Annotated in this window: 14 protein-coding genes and 1 tRNA gene; 2 read left to right on the forward strand and 13 right to left on the reverse strand. The window is 38.6% G+C overall.

The features are described 5' to 3' along the window. Positions 1-32: 32 nt before the first annotated feature. From AOM43_RS12570 to AOM43_RS12595, 6 genes are all read right to left on the reverse strand, one after another. Positions 33-668, reverse strand: coding sequence for an MBL fold metallo-hydrolase (locus tag AOM43_RS12570; RefSeq protein WP_006340649.1), 636 nt, complete (start codon positions 666-668; stop codon positions 33-35). Further along, positions 669-742, reverse strand: a tRNA-Arg gene (locus AOM43_RS12575). It abuts the gene before it with no gap. An 80-nt stretch (positions 743-822) separates the two neighbouring features. Next, positions 823-2,202 carry a Tol-Pal system protein TolB gene (gene tolB, locus AOM43_RS12580; protein ID WP_059360550.1) on the reverse strand — a complete coding sequence of 460 codons (1,380 nt, stop codon included), beginning with the start codon at positions 2,200-2,202 and terminating at the stop codon, positions 823-825. A 15-nt stretch (positions 2,203-2,217) separates the two neighbouring features. Then, complete coding sequence (locus AOM43_RS12585; RefSeq protein WP_006340647.1) at positions 2,218-3,144, reverse strand: hypothetical protein; 927 nt, start codon at positions 3,142-3,144, stop codon at positions 2,218-2,220. A 5-nt stretch (positions 3,145-3,149) separates the two neighbouring features. Next, the gene (locus AOM43_RS12590; protein ID WP_059360553.1) at positions 3,150-3,572 is read right to left on the reverse strand and encodes an ExbD/TolR family protein; all 423 of its coding nucleotides are present in this window, start codon (positions 3,570-3,572) and stop codon (positions 3,150-3,152) included. Positions 3,573-3,582: 10 nt separating this feature from the next. Beyond that, positions 3,583-4,308, reverse strand: coding sequence for a MotA/TolQ/ExbB proton channel family protein (locus AOM43_RS12595; RefSeq protein WP_059360554.1), 726 nt, complete (start codon positions 4,306-4,308; stop codon positions 3,583-3,585). A gap of 328 nt (positions 4,309-4,636) precedes the next feature. Between AOM43_RS12595 and AOM43_RS12600 the strand changes: the two genes are divergently transcribed. Both AOM43_RS12600 and AOM43_RS12605 read left to right on the forward strand, forming a co-directional pair. Next, positions 4,637-6,823, forward strand: a complete 2,187-nt coding sequence (locus AOM43_RS12600) for a protein-disulfide reductase DsbD family protein (protein ID WP_006340643.1) — start codon at positions 4,637-4,639, stop codon at positions 6,821-6,823. Further along, positions 6,807-7,622: a TatD family hydrolase gene (locus AOM43_RS12605; RefSeq protein WP_079978278.1), complete on the forward strand. Its 816-nt coding sequence runs from the start codon at positions 6,807-6,809 to the stop codon at positions 7,620-7,622. The genes AOM43_RS12600 and AOM43_RS12605 overlap by 17 nt, the downstream gene beginning before the upstream one ends. Here AOM43_RS12605 and AOM43_RS12610 read toward each other — a convergent pair. The 7 genes from AOM43_RS12610 to AOM43_RS12640 form a co-directional block, all read right to left on the reverse strand. Continuing rightward, positions 7,611-10,451, reverse strand: coding sequence for a hypothetical protein (locus tag AOM43_RS12610; RefSeq protein WP_059360556.1), 2,841 nt, complete (start codon positions 10,449-10,451; stop codon positions 7,611-7,613). The two genes, AOM43_RS12605 and AOM43_RS12610, sit on opposite strands and share 12 nt — an antisense overlap. Before the next feature lie 7 nt (positions 10,452-10,458). Further along, positions 10,459-11,211 carry a TrmH family RNA methyltransferase gene (locus AOM43_RS12615; protein WP_226987533.1) on the reverse strand — a complete coding sequence of 251 codons (753 nt, stop codon included), beginning with the start codon at positions 11,209-11,211 and terminating at the stop codon, positions 10,459-10,461. Further along, positions 11,211-12,449, reverse strand: a complete 1,239-nt coding sequence (locus AOM43_RS12620; protein ID WP_059360560.1) for a CCA tRNA nucleotidyltransferase — start codon at positions 12,447-12,449, stop codon at positions 11,211-11,213. Before AOM43_RS12620 ends, AOM43_RS12615 begins: the two co-directional genes overlap by 1 nt. A 65-nt stretch (positions 12,450-12,514) precedes the next feature. Then, a complete protein-coding gene (locus tag AOM43_RS12625) occupies positions 12,515-13,747 on the reverse strand; it encodes a DUF4864 domain-containing protein (protein WP_059360562.1) in 1,233 nt (410 codons plus the stop codon). A 155-nt stretch (positions 13,748-13,902) separates the two neighbouring features. Continuing rightward, positions 13,903-14,958, reverse strand: coding sequence for a tetratricopeptide repeat protein (locus AOM43_RS12630; protein ID WP_006340637.1), 1,056 nt, complete (start codon positions 14,956-14,958; stop codon positions 13,903-13,905). 289 nt (positions 14,959-15,247) lie between these two features. Further along, positions 15,248-16,186, reverse strand: coding sequence for a DMT family transporter (locus AOM43_RS12635; protein ID WP_006340636.1), 939 nt, complete (start codon positions 16,184-16,186; stop codon positions 15,248-15,250). Between the two features lie 84 nt (positions 16,187-16,270). After that, positions 16,271-17,305 (reverse strand): hemolysin family protein, encoded by a 1,035-nt coding sequence (locus AOM43_RS12640; protein WP_059360564.1) that lies wholly within the window; start codon positions 17,303-17,305, stop codon positions 16,271-16,273. Between the last annotated feature and the right edge of the window lie 4 nt (positions 17,306-17,309).

Raw genomic sequence — 17,309 nt, forward strand, 5'->3', positions numbered from 1 at the left:
GTGAGCAATAATAGAAAATTGTAGAGTTGAAACTAATGATCAAATAACTTTCTTGCATCTGGCAACCAAGACTCTGCACCAATGGTTGTCTCAGGGCCGTGGCCTGGATAGACCCGCGTTATCGCAGGTAATTTGGTTAGCTTATCCAAAGAATCCCACATCTTTTCTGGTTGGCTAGTGGGAAATGAAAGATTGCCTATGGTGCCTTGAAATAAAGTATCCCCAGAAAATAAAAGATGCTCTTGAGGACAATAAAAACAAATGCTTCCAGGAGAATGCCCTGGTGTGTGGATCACTGTAAAAGTGAGTTCTCCAATTTTTAGAAGCTGACCTTCATGCAAAAGCTGATCGGGGATGACGCCTGCAAAAGAAACCCAACAAGGAAGGCCATCGGATCCCGGTTTTTCAAGATTTGGAACATCTAATGGATGAATTGCAACGGGAATATGATATTGATTTGAAAGGAGAGAAACTTCGGCGATGTGATCCCAATGAGAATGTGTCAATAAAATGGAGGTGGGGGTCAGCTTCCGAGAAGTCAGGTAGCTTGCGATAACTTTAGCGCTGCCGACTCCTGGATCTATAATAGCTGCTTGATGCGTTTGTGGGCAACCCACGACATAAGCATTTGTTTCAAAAGGGCCAGTAGGAAATGCTGAAATAATCATTGCACTGGAGAGGACTTGAACCTCTAACCGCCCGGTTCGTAGCCGGGTACTCTATCCGATTGAGCTACCAGTGCAGAAAAAAGACAAGTTTGCAGAATAAATGTGTTTTTTTCAAGAGAAAACAATCAAAATTCTGAAAAACTTATCTACTTGTTTATCCTCCCCAGGAAGGATAGTGCTTTTCACCTTCGCTAGCACCCACTTTTGTTGGTTTGGAATTTTGCAACCCGACCAGATAAAGGCAGTTGGATTGACTATCGGTGCAATTGTAAATCAGCATTTTGCTATTTGGAGACCATGAGGGATTTTCCTTATGCCCACTTCCAAATGTGATTTGTTTTTCTTCTTGCTTACGCAAATCGTATACCCAAATTTGGCGTGTACCTTGCGTCAATGAAGAGTAGGCGATTTTTGTTCCATCAGGGGACCAAGAAGGAGCCGTGCTTTCTCGTGAATATTTGGTAATGAGTTTAGGTTTAATATCTTTTAAAAGCACATTTTCTTTGGGGATGTCTAGAATATAAACGCGAGGAGAGCCGTCTTTGTTCGAGGCAAAAGCGAGTTTTTTTCCATCTGGGCTAAACGTTGGGGTTCCTTGTACGGATTGCCCGCAGGAAAAAATTTGGCGAGGTTTTCCCTCCGCTCCTTTTTCAATAGAAAATGGCTGAATAAATAAGTCAGGGTTACCACCCACATCGCAAATAAATGCAATTTGATCTCTTTGAGGAGAGACTGTGGGCATTAATTGATTGCCACGCACGTAATTGAGGCGGCGACCAATTCCTTCATTGACCTGCGCCACATAAATTTTTGGCTGTCCGTTTTTATAGGATGTATAAATCATACTGCCGCTTGAAAATCCTGGTTTAGCAGGAATGTAGCTTGGTGTGACGCAATAGCCCACCGTTTTATGTGTCGTGAGTTTTCTGGGATTGTAGCCATCATAATCCGCTTCCCAAATTTCGGAGATCCACTTCTTTTCTTGTGTTGAGCGATCGGGGGTTTTCACTGTATAGAGAACTCGAGATGTCGCAATTCCTGGTTGATGGAAAAGCGCTTTATAAAGCGTATCCGCAATTTGATGCATCACTTTGCGATCATCATTTAGGTTACCGCTAAGGGCAAGCCCTTCAAATCGTTTAATTGCATGCGAATCTTTTAGCGCGATCTCACCCGAGAGGTGTTGTTGATTTAAAAAAAGCTTAATAATCCCTTGAAAAGGGAGGTTTTGCCATTGCTCTTCCGTGAATTGAAGGGGATTTTTTGTTAAAGCATTCCATTTTTTTTCAGAGGAGCAGACATAAGTCATCCCATTGTGGTTCAGGTCAAATTGTAAAATAGAGGTCAGCTTTTTAACATAGGCAGCTTCTAAATGAGACATTTCTGAATGGGTTTCAGCTACATAAATCGGAACAAGCTGATCATCCATATTAAGACGAACAACAAGATTTTTTTCTTCTTCAAATGCGATGGCCATTTGGAAGGTCAAAAGACTGAATAAAAAGAGGTAAAAAGATGTGTGCTTTAGCGACATGGAAAATTCTCATGGTTAAAGGGGTAAGGCATCATGACTTAAGGTCATGGAACATGTATAGGTTTGCTGTGTTGGAAAGTGGGCTTGCCAACTTGGAAAACTTAGGTTTGGAATAGACTTTTCAATTAACTCTCTATTCAGGCGGCTTTCCGCATAGGCGATCGTCAATTGGGTCACTTTTCCTAGACGATTTAAGGTTAACTTAATTTTTACATCTCCTGGTTCAACTAAATGGAGATTTTTTTTTAGAAAATAGGCCAATTTTTCGTGGTATTGAACCTCACTAGATCTATTTTCAGCATTTTGCGCATCGTCTAGGCGATCGATACTTAAGCTTTCGATTTTGCCAAGCGAAAGAGTTCCTTCCGAAATTGCCTTAACTTTATCATTTTTTAGCTGAATTTTTGCAATACTTTCTCGTGCAGCAAGCAGAAGATTTTCTTTTTTCTTTGCCGCAAGATCCTGTGTCGAATTTTCCTTTGATGATGGAGAAACTTCAGATTGAGGAGCGGGGGATTTTTTTGTCACATCGGTTGTATTTTTTTTAGGGGGATTTTTCGGCTTATTTTCTGTCTTAGGAGGAGATTTTTTGGGATTTTCAACCACGGGCTTTTCTTTTGGTTTTGGAGCTATGGCTATCTCTTTTGGAGCTTCTTGAACAGGCTTCTTTTCCTTCGCCTTAGGCGAAAGTGTTATATCTTTTTTTGGTTTAGAAACAGCTATTTCTTTTGGAGCTGGAATAGGCTTAACAATTTTTGCAGCAGTGGCGTTCGAGCGAGGAGAAAGAGAAATCGTTTGCACTGCCATGGGTTTAGGGGTGACAAATTGAACGATAGGTGAGCCAAAACCGTAGTAAGCCATTGTCATGAATAAAACATGAAAGAGTGTTACTCCTATGGCGATAGAGAAAAAAAGAGCATTTTTTGACAAAGATACACGCATAGCACTTAAGAGGGGTTAAGGATCACATCCATTTTAGCAAATCCAGCTTCTTCAGCCGCGTTTTTTACTTGTTGATAGGTTCCAAAATAAGCAGATTGATCATGAAATAATTGAGGGGATGCATCTGGAAAAGCTTGTTTTTGTCGAAGAAGTAGAGTTGGCAAATCAACCAGCGAAACTAATTCTTTATTTAAGAAAACAGTGTTGTCTCTTTTGACATGAATGTGAATAGGGCTATTTGCTTGAACAGAGGAGACATCCTTGGAGGCTTGTGAAGCATGGGCCAGCTCAATTTGTTCCATCTCAACAAGTGGAGCAATAATGATAAACATAATTAAAATGACAAAAACCACGTCAATCAAAGGTGTTAGATTGATCACAGGTTCTTCTATGGTTGACTTCGCGTATCTTCTTCTAAAACTTCCCATAATCAACTCTTTATTGTGTATCTACGCGGCGATATTGCATCTCGACTGATGCTAGGATTTCATTTGCAAAACCCTCTAATTGCATTTCGAAGTCGTGGAAGCGATTCTTTAAGTAGTTGTATCCCACGAGAGCCGGAATAGCATCAATTAATCCTAAAACGGTTGTGGCGAGAGCCATGGAGAGGCCTCCTAAAACCATTTGATGTGTACCGGCCGCATTTCCATGGAGTTCAGAAAAAGTCATGAGAATTCCCCACACAGTCCCCAATAATCCAAGAAACGGTGCAAGACTAACGATGGTGGAAAGAAAAAAAAGATTTTTTTCCAGCTGCTTAATTTGCTGCGTGACTTCTGAAAAGACATGATTTTCGATAAAAGCGAGGTCGGCCTTCGAAAGATAGGAACTCGCGTTTTCTTGGGCTGCAAAACGTCGATTTTTGTTTAAAATTTCCAATGTGTATTTTTTCATCGTACTATACAGGGAATAAAAAGGGTTTTCAGAAATTCCGTTATATTCGATGTTTAAGGGGCTATACTTATTGCTTTGGAATAGTTGATAAAAATTTGAGGCGGAAGATTCTGCCGTTCTTGCTTGCAAAACTTTAAAAAGGATGATAATCCAGCTGATAATTGATAAGAGGATTAATGCAATAAAAATGCCTTTTCCCAGAGTGTCAGAATTGATAAAAGCGTTAAAGAAAGGATTGCTATTAGATAATAATTTCTTTACAAACATTTGGATATCCCTTATAATTAACGTTTTCTTACTGGAAACAAAGAATTTGTATTTCTTATAGCATATCCTTTGAGGATTAATAAACAGAGATAAAATCGAATTACATCGATTAAATATCTCAAAGAACATGATAGAAGGGTTTAATAATCGATTAGCTAAGTATTTGTCAAGATGCTTAAAAGAGCTGGGAAATCACAGCGTATCAACTAAGTATCAGAGAGAGGGAAAGGTGATCGAGCAATAACGGAGGTGTGGCTTGCTTAATTCCACGTTTGTAAACAGAATAAAAGACAAAGGCAGAATTTTATTTTTATTGTGCTTGTTCTTTATGATTCCTGGGTTCTCTCTTTACAGCGATGCGGTTCCAGAATCCTCACCCGTTAAGATTGAGCTGATCTACGATCAATCCTCTCTTCAAGCGGATGTTCCTTTTTGGGTTGGTATTCGTTTGCAGCATCAAGAAGGTTGTCACTCATATTGGAAAAATCCAGGAGACGCAGGTTTTGCAACTCACATTGACTGGAATCTTCCACAAAATATTCAAGCGGGTGAAATCGAATGGCCAATTCCTCAAAAATTCAGTTCAAACTCCACAGTTGGAATGGGATATGAAGGGGACATTTTGCTTTTGACAAAAATGACTCCTACTAAAGAATTTGCGGGGGGAAATGTCGAAGTAAAGGCCGTTATTCATTGGTTGGTTTGCTCGGATGCCAATTGCATGCCAGGAGAAACTGAAGTGACTTTAACACTCCCTGTACATCCTAATTCTCAAAGTAACATGTGGAAAGAGATGGTTTCTTCCGCAGTAGAAAAATTGCCTACAAATCATGAAAAGATCCGCGCTGTCAGAAAAGATGGGCTGATTGTGATTCACTTGTCTGGAGTTGACCAAATCGCTTCTCCGACATCTGCATTTTTTCCTGAAACAGCGGAATTAGTGGATCTTAAAAAAGAACCAATCGCGACTTCAACAAGCAATTCAGCAGGTGAATATCTCATTACAATGGCGGAAGGATCCTCTGCAAGTGATCGTTTAAAAGGTGTGTTATTACTTCATAATGTGAGCGAGAGTGAGCCTATTGCATTAAACATCGACCTGCCTATTCATGGTGATGAAAAGGCTCTCATTGGATTTGTGGACCCTCAAGACTTAAAAAAGGCTGTTGTATTAGGCAATCAATCCAATGATGAGATAGCATCTACTGGCTCAGAATTTGAAGGAGGATTGGGATTAGCGTTATTATTCGCCTTTGTTGGGGGGATGATTTTAAATCTGATGCCATGCGTTCTTCCTGTGATATCCTTTAAAGTTTTAAGCTTTGTCAAAATGTCCGGGCAAAATCGACTGCTGGTATTGAAGCATGGAATGATGTTTACACTCGGTGTTTTGGTTTCCTTTTGGGCCTTAGCGATTGCCATGTTAGTCTTACAAGTCTACGGAAAATCGGTTGGTTGGGGATTTCAGCTTCAAGAACCCATTTTTGTGGTGATTTTAGCGACAGGATTAATGATCTTTGCGTTAAGCTTGTTTGGAATTTTCGAATTTGGAACATTTTTCGCTTCTCTTGCAGGGCAGGCCCAGGCAAACCCAGGGACGAAAAAAGAAGGGCTGAGCGGATCCTTTTTCAGTGGTGTATTAGCGACAGCTGTGGCAACTCCATGCACAGGACCTTTTCTTGGTTCAGCTATTGGCTTTGCAGTGACACTTCCACCTGTTTACGCTCTTCTTGTCTTTACATGCTTAGGTTTAGGAATGGCTTTTCCATATCTTCTGCTTTCATTCTTTCCTAGCTTACTTGCGTTTTTACCAAAGCCAGGAAATTGGATGGTGACATTCAAAGAATTGATGGGCTTTATGATGATGGCAACCGTTTTATGGTTGCTGTGGGTCTACTCAGCTCAAACAAGCAGCATGGCCTTGCTGATGGTGCTCTTCGCCTTCTTGCTCATCACCCTTGGTTTTTGGGCATATGGTCGCTGGGGCACGCTCATTAATTCTAAAAGAACACGTTTCTTAAGTGGTGCATTTGCTTTAACGTGCTTGATGGTTGGTTGTTATACCGTGTATTTATCCGCAAGCTTACCGCCTGAAACGTCTATCGCTTCTTATGAAAAAGGGGAATGGGAACCGTTTTCAGCGGAAAGAGTGGCTGAATTGCAAAAACAAGGTGTTCCTGTATTCATTGACTTTACAGCAAAATGGTGCTTAATCTGCCAAACAAACCATCTTGTTCTATCGATGGAAAAAGTGGAAAATAAATTCCAGGAACTTGGAGTGGTCAAAATGAAAGCGGATTGGACAAGCAACGACGAAGAAATCACAAAAGTTTTGCGACAGTTTGGTCGAAATGGCGTTCCTCTTTACTTATTGTATGGAGCCTCTGAGGGATCGCCAACGATTCTTCCGCAAGTTTTGACACCTGATGTTGTGATTGAACATCTAAGCGCTGTTGAAGGCGATCTTAAAAAGATTGCCTCTTCTGAAGGAGACTCCCTTGAAAGTAATCACTAATGAGAGCTATTACTTTGACTCACATGCGCATTTGACAGGCAAGTCAATGGTATCTCTGGTAGATGAGGTATTAGCTAGAGCCACAGTCGCAGGAATTAAAAAAGTGGTCAACATCTGCACAGATGTTGCATCACTTGAACAAGGCGTTTTGCTTGCAAAGCGTTATCCTTGGGTGCACAATGCGGCTTCCTCTCCTCCCCATGATGTGGAAAAAGAAGGTGAAACTTTCTTTCCCATCGTGGAAGAGCATGCTAAAGCTGGGCATTTAGTTGCGATTGGAGAAACAGGGTTGGATTATTATTACTATCATGCGACCGCTGAAGTCCAAAAAATATACTTGAGAAAATACTTTCAATTGGCTCGAGAAACACATTTGCCAGTGGTCATTCATTGTCGCGATGCATTTAAGGACTTTTTTAGTATTCTGGATGAAGAATATGTTTGGAATGGAAAACATGGACCAGGTGTTCTACATTGCTTTACAGGAACTCTTGCGGAAGCCAAAGAAGTGGTTGAGCGAGGGTGGTATTTGTCATTAAGCGGTATTGCAACATTTAAAAAAAGTGAAGAACTTCGTCAGGTGGCTAAAATGGTTCCTTTGGAGCAATTGTTAATTGAAACAGATTCTCCGTATTTGGCTCCCCAAAGCAAGCGAGGAAAACCTAACGAACCTGCTTATTTAACAGAAACCGCTCAAATACTTGCAGATGTCAAAGATATTTCAATCGATGCCTTTCGTCAGCAAACAGCTCTGAATGCTTGTTTGCTATTTAATTTAAAGGAGTCCTCAGCATTCTAGTGTGCGGCAATGCAGCCCCCCGCTTAAGTTTATGTAATCATGGGATTCTTTATCGATATCAGCCGTGGTTTCAAGGATTCTGTTAAGCGGACTTCCGCAGAAGTAAGCAGAATTGATGCCTGCAGATTGAAGAATGAGCGTAAAGGTGTCACGCAAATAACTTTCTCCTGGAATGCCTTTGAAGCCATTTGTGATGATAAAATCTCCTGAATTTCCTTTTCCAGCTATCGCATTCATATAGTTAATGGTATATTCAGAATTGATATAAATGCCAGGAATGGGGATGACGATGAAATCTTTTTTTTCTAATTCTTCCTGTATCCTCTGAAGGCGCATTTCATCTCTTTCTCGAAGTAACAGAGCATGTTCTAAAAATGATTCCAATGTTTTTCTTTCTAAAAAAGACAAACGAGCTTGGGATAAAATGTGTTCTAACGTCTGGGTTGTGACATGATGACTTTGTAAAAAAATCACCCCATTGGGGGCAGGAAGAACGAACATATCAATGTGAAGATCCAGTTGATTTTGTTGAAAACCGTAAGCGGGTTCCAAAATAACGAGTGGATAACCGAGTTCTTTTTCCATGGTGTCTTTAATCACTTCGATCTTTGCGATTGCTTTAGAAGCATCTGCATTTGAAACGCTTCTATTCAAGACATGTTTAAGTGTTTTTTTTGTCTTGTTTATCAGTTCTTCAGTCAAGATCCCTTGATTTTCTAGTTGTTCAATTTTTTCTATTATGCGTTGCTGCAAGATGCGGTCATTAAAAGTATGGTGAGCCTCCGCGATTAAATAGGAGTAAGTCACGTTTAATCCCCCACTCAAAACCATCATGTAACCTTGCGTATTGATGGCATGTAAAAGATTACCTCCTTCAAAGTAAAAAGTGGCGCATTTGTATTGAAAAGGAAGAGCACTCGGTTCAAGCGCATCTAAATACCGATTATTGTAAGCCTCTCCCATTAAATGATGGCGCAAAGTAAAAGAGGGCGTAAAATAAGTACATGACTTAGGCAAAATCTTTTTTAAGCACGTTTCAGAAATCGTTCTTGGTTTTTTTTCTGTCCCAATAAAAGGGGTGAGCATTTCTTGTGAGGGCAATCGAAAAAAGCAATCTCTAATCCAAGAAATTCGATTTTCTAAAGCATATGTGGAAAATCCTTCTATTTTAGAAATACTTTTCAAAGAGTTAGAAAGTGTTGTTGCTGGATTGTCAGACTGTTCGAAAAAGAGGGTTTTAAATTCCCAGTAGGAAGATTTAAATTTTTGAATTTCTTGTGTGTTTACTAAACTTTGCAATAATTGTCTTTTCTCTGAGGATACGTGATGTGGGTTTAAACCTAGCTTTATGGGCGTTTTGGTTGACAAGGCTTTGATAAAAGTACATTCGATTTTGTTAAGCGATTTTCCTTCATTCTTCTGTTTTAAATAATACCGGTAAAAAAGATGAAAAGAGTCATCGTGTTTGGCCATCAAAGAAGCCACATAATTTGCTCGACATAGGGTTTCCTTACATCTCGTTTGAAGACAGAAACCCATCAATTTTAAAAAAAAGGCACTTGTTTTTGTAGGGTACTCTTCAGAATCTGATTGTTTTTGATCTTTTTCAGCATAACAAGGAAGCCTGACTAAGCTATGATTGGAATATTTAAGTGCAATGCTTATCAATTTTTTTATTATTTCATCTTTGGAATCTTCAAAAACTTCCTCTAGACGACAATAGAGATAACTTGGATCTTTGATCCAAAACAAAATGCAGGCATAGACAGCTAATAAATATTCATTGTAAGAGGCAGAAGGAATAGAATCTTTATCATCAAAATTCTTTAATAATAAAAATTGAAAAACACTGAGATTCTCATATCCTTTAGCTCTGATGAGAAATTGTTTCTTCTCGCGGCAGCTAAGCAATTCATAGATCTCAGAAAAAATGCTAATTAAGGCTTTATTTGTATTCTTTTGATTACTCTTGATCATTTTTAACAAGGTTTTTGCCCATCGATGCTTCGCTTTGGGATAGTTATTAAACCAGAGGTACAAATTTTTAATTGCTGTTTTATGATGGTTTTTAATTAGGTGAACAAAAAGCGCATCTAAGAGTTTCGAATAGGATTTTTCATTTTTTTCAAATATGCGATGAAGAAGAGGATCTATTAAAGTTGCATGATGGGCCATCAGAAAGCAAAAGAATGAGACATCGTGTGTTTGAATGGAATAGTTGAAAAATGCAATCCCTCCTCCATTTTCTTTAAATAATAGATGTGGATAAGCTTCAAACAAGCGAATACAGAGTTTCATTCCAAGAGAATGATTCTTCAGCAAGATTTTATAAAGCCATTCATTGACAAGAGGGATGTACCGATTATCGAGTGCAAGGTGCTTCAAGCATAGATGTAAATCGTTGATTTCATCCTCGAGAAGGGGGCGACTATTGGCGAGAGATAGAATGCAGTGAATTTGAATCTGATCTCTTAGGAAAAAGCATTGAAGAAGTTGTTTTTCAAAAAAAAATTGAGGGTGTGTTTTTTTACGGAATTTCTTTAAAAGTTTAGTTTCAATAATGCTTAAAAGATGGTCGTTTTGAATCCATTCAATATCCTGCTTTAAAGAAATTTCAAGACCAGGCTTCAGTAGATTTAATTGCGCTTGAATATAGCCAAAAACATGTTTACAGATTAACTTCACTTTGAGCAAAGATACACTTTTGCTTGTATGGGAGGCATCTAAGGAAATGTATTTGTCATGTAACTCAATTGTTTTCCAATCCTCGATATCTTTTAAATGAGTCCGGATTAATTCCAACTGACGCGAGTCATATGCTAAAAACATAGGTGGGTTATTTTTTTAAATAATGGAGTAAAATTGCTCCTGCTACAGCCACATTCAAAGATTCCATTTTTCCAGACATCGGAATTGTCACATGTTGAGAAAATAAAGGATGGGTGGAAGAAGAGACCCCTCGAGCTTCGTTACTAAGTACTAAAGCGACTTTTTCAGGGGCTGTGATGTCTTGCATCGGAGTACCTGAAACGTCGGCTACCCAAGTTGTTAATTTATTGTGAGTGAGAATCTCTTCAAGCTCTTGTAAATCCCCTTTTCGATAGGGAAGGCGAAACGTTGCTCCGCGAGCTGAGCGGATGGCTTTTTCATTAAAAATATCGCAACTTTGATTCACAATAAATATGCCTTCCCACCCAAAAGCTAAAGCGCTTCTAATGAGTGTGCCCAAATTTCCAGGATCATTGATCTGATTGAGAACGAGTAGAGAGCGGATGTTTTTCAAAGGTGAGGGGGAAGGCATTTTGACTTCAGCCAAGACTCCTGGAGAATGTTGCATGCCCGATATTTTATCCAAAATGGCTTGATCAACCTGAAGGATTTCCTCAGCAGAAATTTCAGAAGGGATTAAGCATAAGTCTACTGTCAAAAGCCTTTTGATGGGATGTGTTTTAGCCACTTCGGCAATGACCGTGCTCCCTTCTAAAACGACACTTTGATGCTCTTGTCTGTAATCGCTATTTTGACGAATTTTTACTAAATGCTTAACAAGAGGATTTTGTAAACTAGAAAGTGATCGGATATTAGTCATCATAATGGCCATAAGGGGGATTGTTTAAGACTCGACAAGGCATCTTGTGCATTTTCGAGATTATTTAAAATTACGATCTTCTCAGCTTCTTTTAAAAGAAGGCCCATTTGTTTACTAGGAAGAATCCCTTGATCCATCAAAAAAGCGGAAGAAATGAGGGAATTTTTGTGTTGGATTCGTTCAATATGTTTGGCTAGTTTTTTTCTCAGGTTTTTATGGAAGTTTGCTAAATCTGTTCGCTCTTCCTCTGTTGCGGCATTGGCTATCATGATATCAAGACAAATTTGTGCTTCTGGCAGAGCATAATAATGGGTCCATTCGACCCAGTTGTCACCCGCATTGGCACTATTCATCAAATTTTGACCTTTTCGATAAACTTCGACATAATGGCAATCCCGTTTGCTTGTTTTCAGTTCTTTAAAAATATCTAAAAGGGTTGTCAAAGAAAGATCAGGAAACAGCTGTGCGAGATAGAGGATTGTTGGGGTTTCGTGAGGATACAAATGAAAGCTTTTGACGCGGTGTTTGATAGCATTTAAATGTGTATTTGCAAGGGTTGGAAAAATTTCAGCTAAGAGTTGCAACCGATGGAGTTCGATTAAAGCGTGGTCGAAAGAAGGGTAATTACTCATTTTGCAGAATTCTTGCCAGATTCTTTCCATCGCGACCGATGGAAAAAGAGTTGATGCATTTTCAATGATGGCTTCTTGCGTATCAGTATCAATGATAAAACCAAAACGGGAGGCGAAGCGGATCGCGCGTACCATTCTCAAGCGGTCTTCTAAAAAACGTTCTTGAGGGTTGCCTATTGTGCGAATGATACCAAGATCTAAGTCTACGGCTCCGCGTACAAAATCAAAAATGGTATCCTCGATTGGATCATAGAACATCCCGTTGATGGTGAAGTCACGTCTTTTAGCATCTTCTTGAGGTGTTGATAATTGAATTTTTGAGGGTTTACGTCCATCGAGATAATCAAAATCTTGACGAAATGTGGAAATTTCATATTGATGTCCTTCGATGAGAACGATGACGACCCCAAAGGCAAGACCAACGAGTAAAGTGTGAGGGAATAGATCTAAAATTTTCTCTGGCGGGGCATTGGTTGCAATATCGATATCAGAGGACGGGTGGCCCATGAGATAATCGCGGACCCAGCCTCCGGCAAAATAGGCAATATATCCTGCTTTGACAAGTTTTTTGACGATTTCCGTAGCGTGTAATTGTGCTTCATCCATGCGGCTTTAACCGAGTTTTAGCGCTATTGTACTGGATGTGAGGATGCACAACAAGAGAAAATATCTTAATACGTAACCAATTCGCCTTTCTGAACCGTTTGATTGATTTGCATTCCCCAAATTTTCCAATTTCCAAGTTCTTTTTTTAAAGCATAGTCAATTGTCATACTCTTATTGAGTTGGTGTAATTCAACTTCTATGACACCAATTTCACGTTCAATGACTGATTGACCATATTTGATCGATTCATATTGGCTTAAGAGGGGGAATTCTTTGATATATTTTTCAAATAAAGGTAAAGGAGTGTTGATTTGAAATTCTTTGGAAGTGAGTTGGTAAGCTTCTTTTAACTTGCCTTTTGAAATCGCCGACAATTGTTTATCCACAACAATTTGCAAGCTTTTAGCGGGATTATTCAAAGGAGAATTTTTATCTGAAGTCAGATAAAAACGCATACTCCAGACCTTCCACTGTCCATGTTCTTTTTCAAGCTCATATTCAATCGGGTATTTTCCTGAAGGGGTGTGGAGGATAACAACTATCTGTGGACGCTCTTCTGAACTAACAAAATCTTTAAAATCGATATGTTCATAATTAAATACAAAAGGGTAGGTTGAAACAAATTTTTCAAATTCATCAAAAGGCGTTTCTTTTTGGAATTGTTTGGATATTGTTTTGGTATAAGCGCTATGTGAATCCTCAGCTTTTAAATAGGCTAATTGGTTTTTTACGAGCATTTGGAGTTGATTTTGTTGTTCAGAGCTCGAATTAGAAATGTGAGGGTCAATGAGCTCGATGCTTAAGATTTTCCAAAAACCGTCTTCGTCAATAAGCTTGTATTCTATATTTAACTTTTGATTGTCTTTAGAAATCAATATGCCTTTGAGTGTTAAAATATTATCTTGAAAAGTAGACTCATAGAAGTTAATCGTTTTATTTTTATGAAAAGCTGGTTGATGCTGAATGAATTCCCTGAATTTGTCTAGACTTGTGGTATTTTGGAACTCTTTAGATGTATAGCTATAATAGGCTTCCGTAATTTTATTAGCTCTTAAGGCTTCCAGTTGTTTTTCTACTGTCTCTGTTAATTCCTTAGATGCAATGTAAACGAATATGAAAAAAAGAAGAGCGAGGATGGCAAAAATAGAGAGCCATTTTTTCCAGCGAAATTTTTTTTGTAACGGAGGCGAAGGTGGTGATGGTATCTGACCAGGCTCTTGTGGATTAGCCTTTTTACCGCAAGAAGGGCAAAATTGGCTATTGTCCGATAAGGGAGCTCCACAGTTTGTACAAAACATAATTGTTTAACCCTTTGATAAAAGTTAAAAAGTAGCTAGATAGCGATAAAATCTAGAACACCACCGGAAAAAGGAAGAGCCCTTATTGGTGACCTGTCTTTAAACTTGACAATGGGAATGAAAGATAAAAAAATCAAATATTTTTTGTTGTTTTTTTAGAATGAGCCAAGGCTTTTATGGTAGGAACCATAATGTTCAATTAAATAATCAGCTTTTTTGTAATTGGCTTTTTTTAATTCTTCGTAGATACGCAAACCTTGAGCATTGGCGCCTTGCTGAAAGTAAAGCGCCCCTAATTTAAATAGGGTATCGAGATCGTGTGGGCAGAGCTTTAAAATGGCTTCATATTCTCGGATTTCTTCCTCAGGCATCCTTAAATCATGGTAGCTATAAGCCAGCTGGGCGTGAATCCAAGGATCATTAGGAGCATAGTCGTTCAAAATTTTAAATTCTTCAATGGCTCTTTCAGCAGTTTTACGGAATTGAAGAGCAAAAGCTTCACTATTTCTTTGAGGAGGAATCCATCGATCTTCAGCTGTACCCTCCGTTTCAGGGGATTGGGCATAAAGACCTGATAGCATCACATAGGCATTTGCAAGAGCTGCGTGAACTTCTAAATTGGTGGGTTCAAAACGAACTAAACGTAAATATTCTTCTACGGATGTATTCAGAAGTAACTCTTTCGTTCGATGAATGTCTTCCCAATGCAATTGGCAGCTTAGCTTTTCAAAAGAAGATGTAAGAGAATTCAAAAAGGCGGGAGGGCGATAAAAAGTATATTCTTTTCCATCTAGGTGTGCTGCAAATTTGCAGCAAGCGTTGGCGAGGGATACATGATGCTCAGGAACGCCTTCTTTATAGCTAAATAAATTTTTACATGCTTTTAAGTAACGTTCCTTAACATCAGTTAGTTGCTCTCGTTTTTTTGTTTGAAAGTAGAGAGTCAAAATAAAATAAGTAAAAACGGTGAGAAAAATAAAAGCTAAACTAAAAGCTAAAAATGAAGAGTTAATTAAAAATGCAAAAAAAGAAATTAAAAGTGATATTTCAATAAATATCGTAAATAAAAAAAGTGCATGAAATAAAATATGCCCTTTAATTATTTTTTCAATTTGCGGTTCTACAAAACTGATCACTTTGTTAATTTGTTCATTAAAAAAAATGTGATCTAGCTGAAAGAAACCATCACTTTCAACTTTTGGAGATGCCATGGCGTAATCCCTGATCGCTCAATACCGATATATATCAGGGTTATAGTGTTGTTTCGAAATTTATACAAGAGATTTCTACTTACTTTAAGAACTTTTGGGAGACCAAATGTATTATTTTAATTAAACGTTTAAGTAAAAATATTCAATTTATTTAAGCTGTTTTTCTGTATTTAGTTTTTATTCGTTAACTAATGATAAGGAAGTGTGGTTTTGTAAAACTAAATACATTTTATAATAAATAAAATGAAAAACTGAAATTTAGCAAACAACAGCGTGAAAAAAATTGCATTTAGCCATTAATAAGTTCAGCTGAAGGTTCCGGAGTTTGTACAACAATGGGTTTTTTGAGTTCTTCCAAATAGAACACAAAAAGTCCGATTAAAACAATGCCGGCCGAGATAAAGAAAGGTAATGAAACGGTCTCTCCCAAGTAAAACCAGCCAAATAAGGCCGTAAAGAAAGGTGTGGTAAAACCAGCAAAGGACATAAAAGTGGGAGAATATTTGCGCAGTAAAAACCCATATAAATTGTAACAAATCAGATTTGAAACAATGATTAGCAAAATCGCACATTCAACGAAGGGGAAGAATTCGTTATAAGGAGCAGGACTCCAGCTTTCGACGCCCCATGAATGAATAAGGGCGAATGAACCTCCAATCAGCATGCTTACACCATTCGCCATCATGGGGGAATAGCCGCGGTCAGCAACGAGTTGTTTGAGTAGAATCCAGCCATAAACACTCGATATAGCCGCGATGATCACCGCAATTTCTGCCCAAGACAGAATAAAAAAGTGACCGGTTAATTCTTCTTCTTGGGTGGTCGTTAAAAGAATCGGAATAAATCCTGAAAATCCAATAAGAAGTCCTAACCACTTTTTCCCAGTCATTACTTCTGAAAATAGAAGATAGGATAAAAGAGCGGATACGAAAGGGGAAAGGCTATAAATAAAACAGGTTTTAAAAGTGGTTAAGTATTTAAGCCCCCAAAATTCCAAAATATTTGTTAGATAGATACTAAAAAAGCCTAACCCGACAAATAGAAAAAGATCTTTTTTAGAAATGGTAAATTGGTCACGTGCCCGGAAAAACTGATAGGCTAACATTAAAATCCCAGCACATAGCATGCGTGTGCCCACAAAGAAAAAAGGTTGAGCATATTGCAAGCCAGTCTTGGAAATAGTGAAGACACTAGCGAATAGAGCATAAAGGAGAATGACTAAGTACATATTTAACCTAACTTCCTAGGAGGCATAATAAAGATAAAACAAAAGTATAATCTAAATTGCGAAAGAAATAAATTAAAATCGTTTCTATTTAAAATGTCGCCTTGAACTGAGGATTTTCTGAATCGCCCCATCATCATCTTCATCGTAGATATCACCAATAATTTCTTCAAAAATGGCTTCCATTGTGACAATTCCCTTTTTTGCGGTTCCAAGATAAATGATGCCCATATGGGTGTGTTTTTCTTGCAAAATACGTAGTGCTGTTAAAATAGGCGCACTTTCCTGCATCGCCACAATCGGTCTTGCTAAGGATGGCCAATTAGAGTTCCCTGATTTTTGGAATGCGAAAAATTCTTTCGAATTTAAGATCCCGATCACTTCTTCATCTTTTAGTATAGGAAGACGTGTATGTCCAGAAGAAATTACCGTTATAGCCACATTCTCGATGGGATCTGCGATATTAACCGAAACAACGCTATCCCATTTAACCATAATTTCAGCCACACTGGTTTTTTCAATTTTAACAAGATTAACCATATATTGCTTATTAAGAGGAGATATTAGATTTTCCAAATCTAAAGAAGAAATTTCCTGATCTTCCGGAGCTGTATGTTTTTTAGGGAAAAGAGCAATGATTTGTTTGGTGGTCCACTCCAAAAGAATCACGGTGGGATAGAGGATGCGGCTTGCAAAATTTATCCAAGGGGCTGCAACAAAGGAGAAAGAGAGGGAGCGCCGGAGAGCCAATGTTTTAGGGACAAGCTCGCCAAGCACAACGCTGGCAAAAGTAAGGGGAAGGACAACTAATAAAATAGAAAGAAGCTCTGCGGAAGTTTCCTTTAATCCAAAATGATGAACGAGCCAAGGAGCGATCTTCTCCCCAGCTCCTGCACCACCGATCGCCGCGGCAAAAGCACCCACAAAAGAAATCCCTATTTGCATCACTGAAAGTGTGCGTTCCGGGTTTTCGCGCATCTCTAGCAGTAATTTTGCTTTCTCGTTACCTTGCCTAATCAAAGCCTTTAAAGAGGATTTACTCACGGCGATAAAAGCCGCTTCCGATCCTGCTAGTAGGGCATTAATAAATAAACATATTCCAATAAAGAACAATTCCAACATAAGA

The organism is Parachlamydia acanthamoebae (assembly GCF_000875975.1).
GTDB lineage: Bacteria > Chlamydiota > Chlamydiia > Chlamydiales > Parachlamydiaceae > Parachlamydia > Parachlamydia acanthamoebae.

Coding starts and splice junctions, on each gene's coding strand:
- AOM43_RS12615 (WP_226987533.1), bottom strand. CDS start 11,211: ATGACTAATATCCGATCACTTTCTAGTTTACAAAATCCTCTTGTTAAG.
- AOM43_RS12610 (WP_059360556.1), bottom strand. CDS start 10,451: ATGTTTTTAGCATATGACTCGCGTCAGTTGGAATTAATCCGGACTCAT.
- AOM43_RS12590 (WP_059360553.1), bottom strand. CDS start 3,572: ATGGGAAGTTTTAGAAGAAGATACGCGAAGTCAACCATAGAAGAACCT.
- AOM43_RS12635 (WP_006340636.1), bottom strand. CDS start 16,186: ATGTACTTAGTCATTCTCCTTTATGCTCTATTCGCTAGTGTCTTCACT.
- AOM43_RS12585 (WP_006340647.1), bottom strand. CDS start 3,144: ATGCGTGTATCTTTGTCAAAAAATGCTCTTTTTTTCTCTATCGCCATA.
- AOM43_RS12570 (WP_006340649.1), bottom strand. CDS start 668: ATGATTATTTCAGCATTTCCTACTGGCCCTTTTGAAACAAATGCTTAT.
- AOM43_RS12630 (WP_006340637.1), bottom strand. CDS start 14,958: ATGGCATCTCCAAAAGTTGAAAGTGATGGTTTCTTTCAGCTAGATCAC.
- AOM43_RS12595 (WP_059360554.1), bottom strand. CDS start 4,308: ATGTTTGTAAAGAAATTATTATCTAATAGCAATCCTTTCTTTAACGCT.
- AOM43_RS12620 (WP_059360560.1), bottom strand. CDS start 12,449: ATGGATGAAGCACAATTACACGCTACGGAAATCGTCAAAAAACTTGTC.
- AOM43_RS12625 (WP_059360562.1), bottom strand. CDS start 13,747: ATGTTTTGTACAAACTGTGGAGCTCCCTTATCGGACAATAGCCAATTT.
- tolB (WP_059360550.1), bottom strand. CDS start 2,202: ATGTCGCTAAAGCACACATCTTTTTACCTCTTTTTATTCAGTCTTTTG.
- AOM43_RS12600 (WP_006340643.1), top strand. CDS start 4,637: ATGATTCCTGGGTTCTCTCTTTACAGCGATGCGGTTCCAGAATCCTCA.
- AOM43_RS12640 (WP_059360564.1), bottom strand. CDS start 17,305: ATGTTGGAATTGTTCTTTATTGGAATATGTTTATTTATTAATGCCCTA.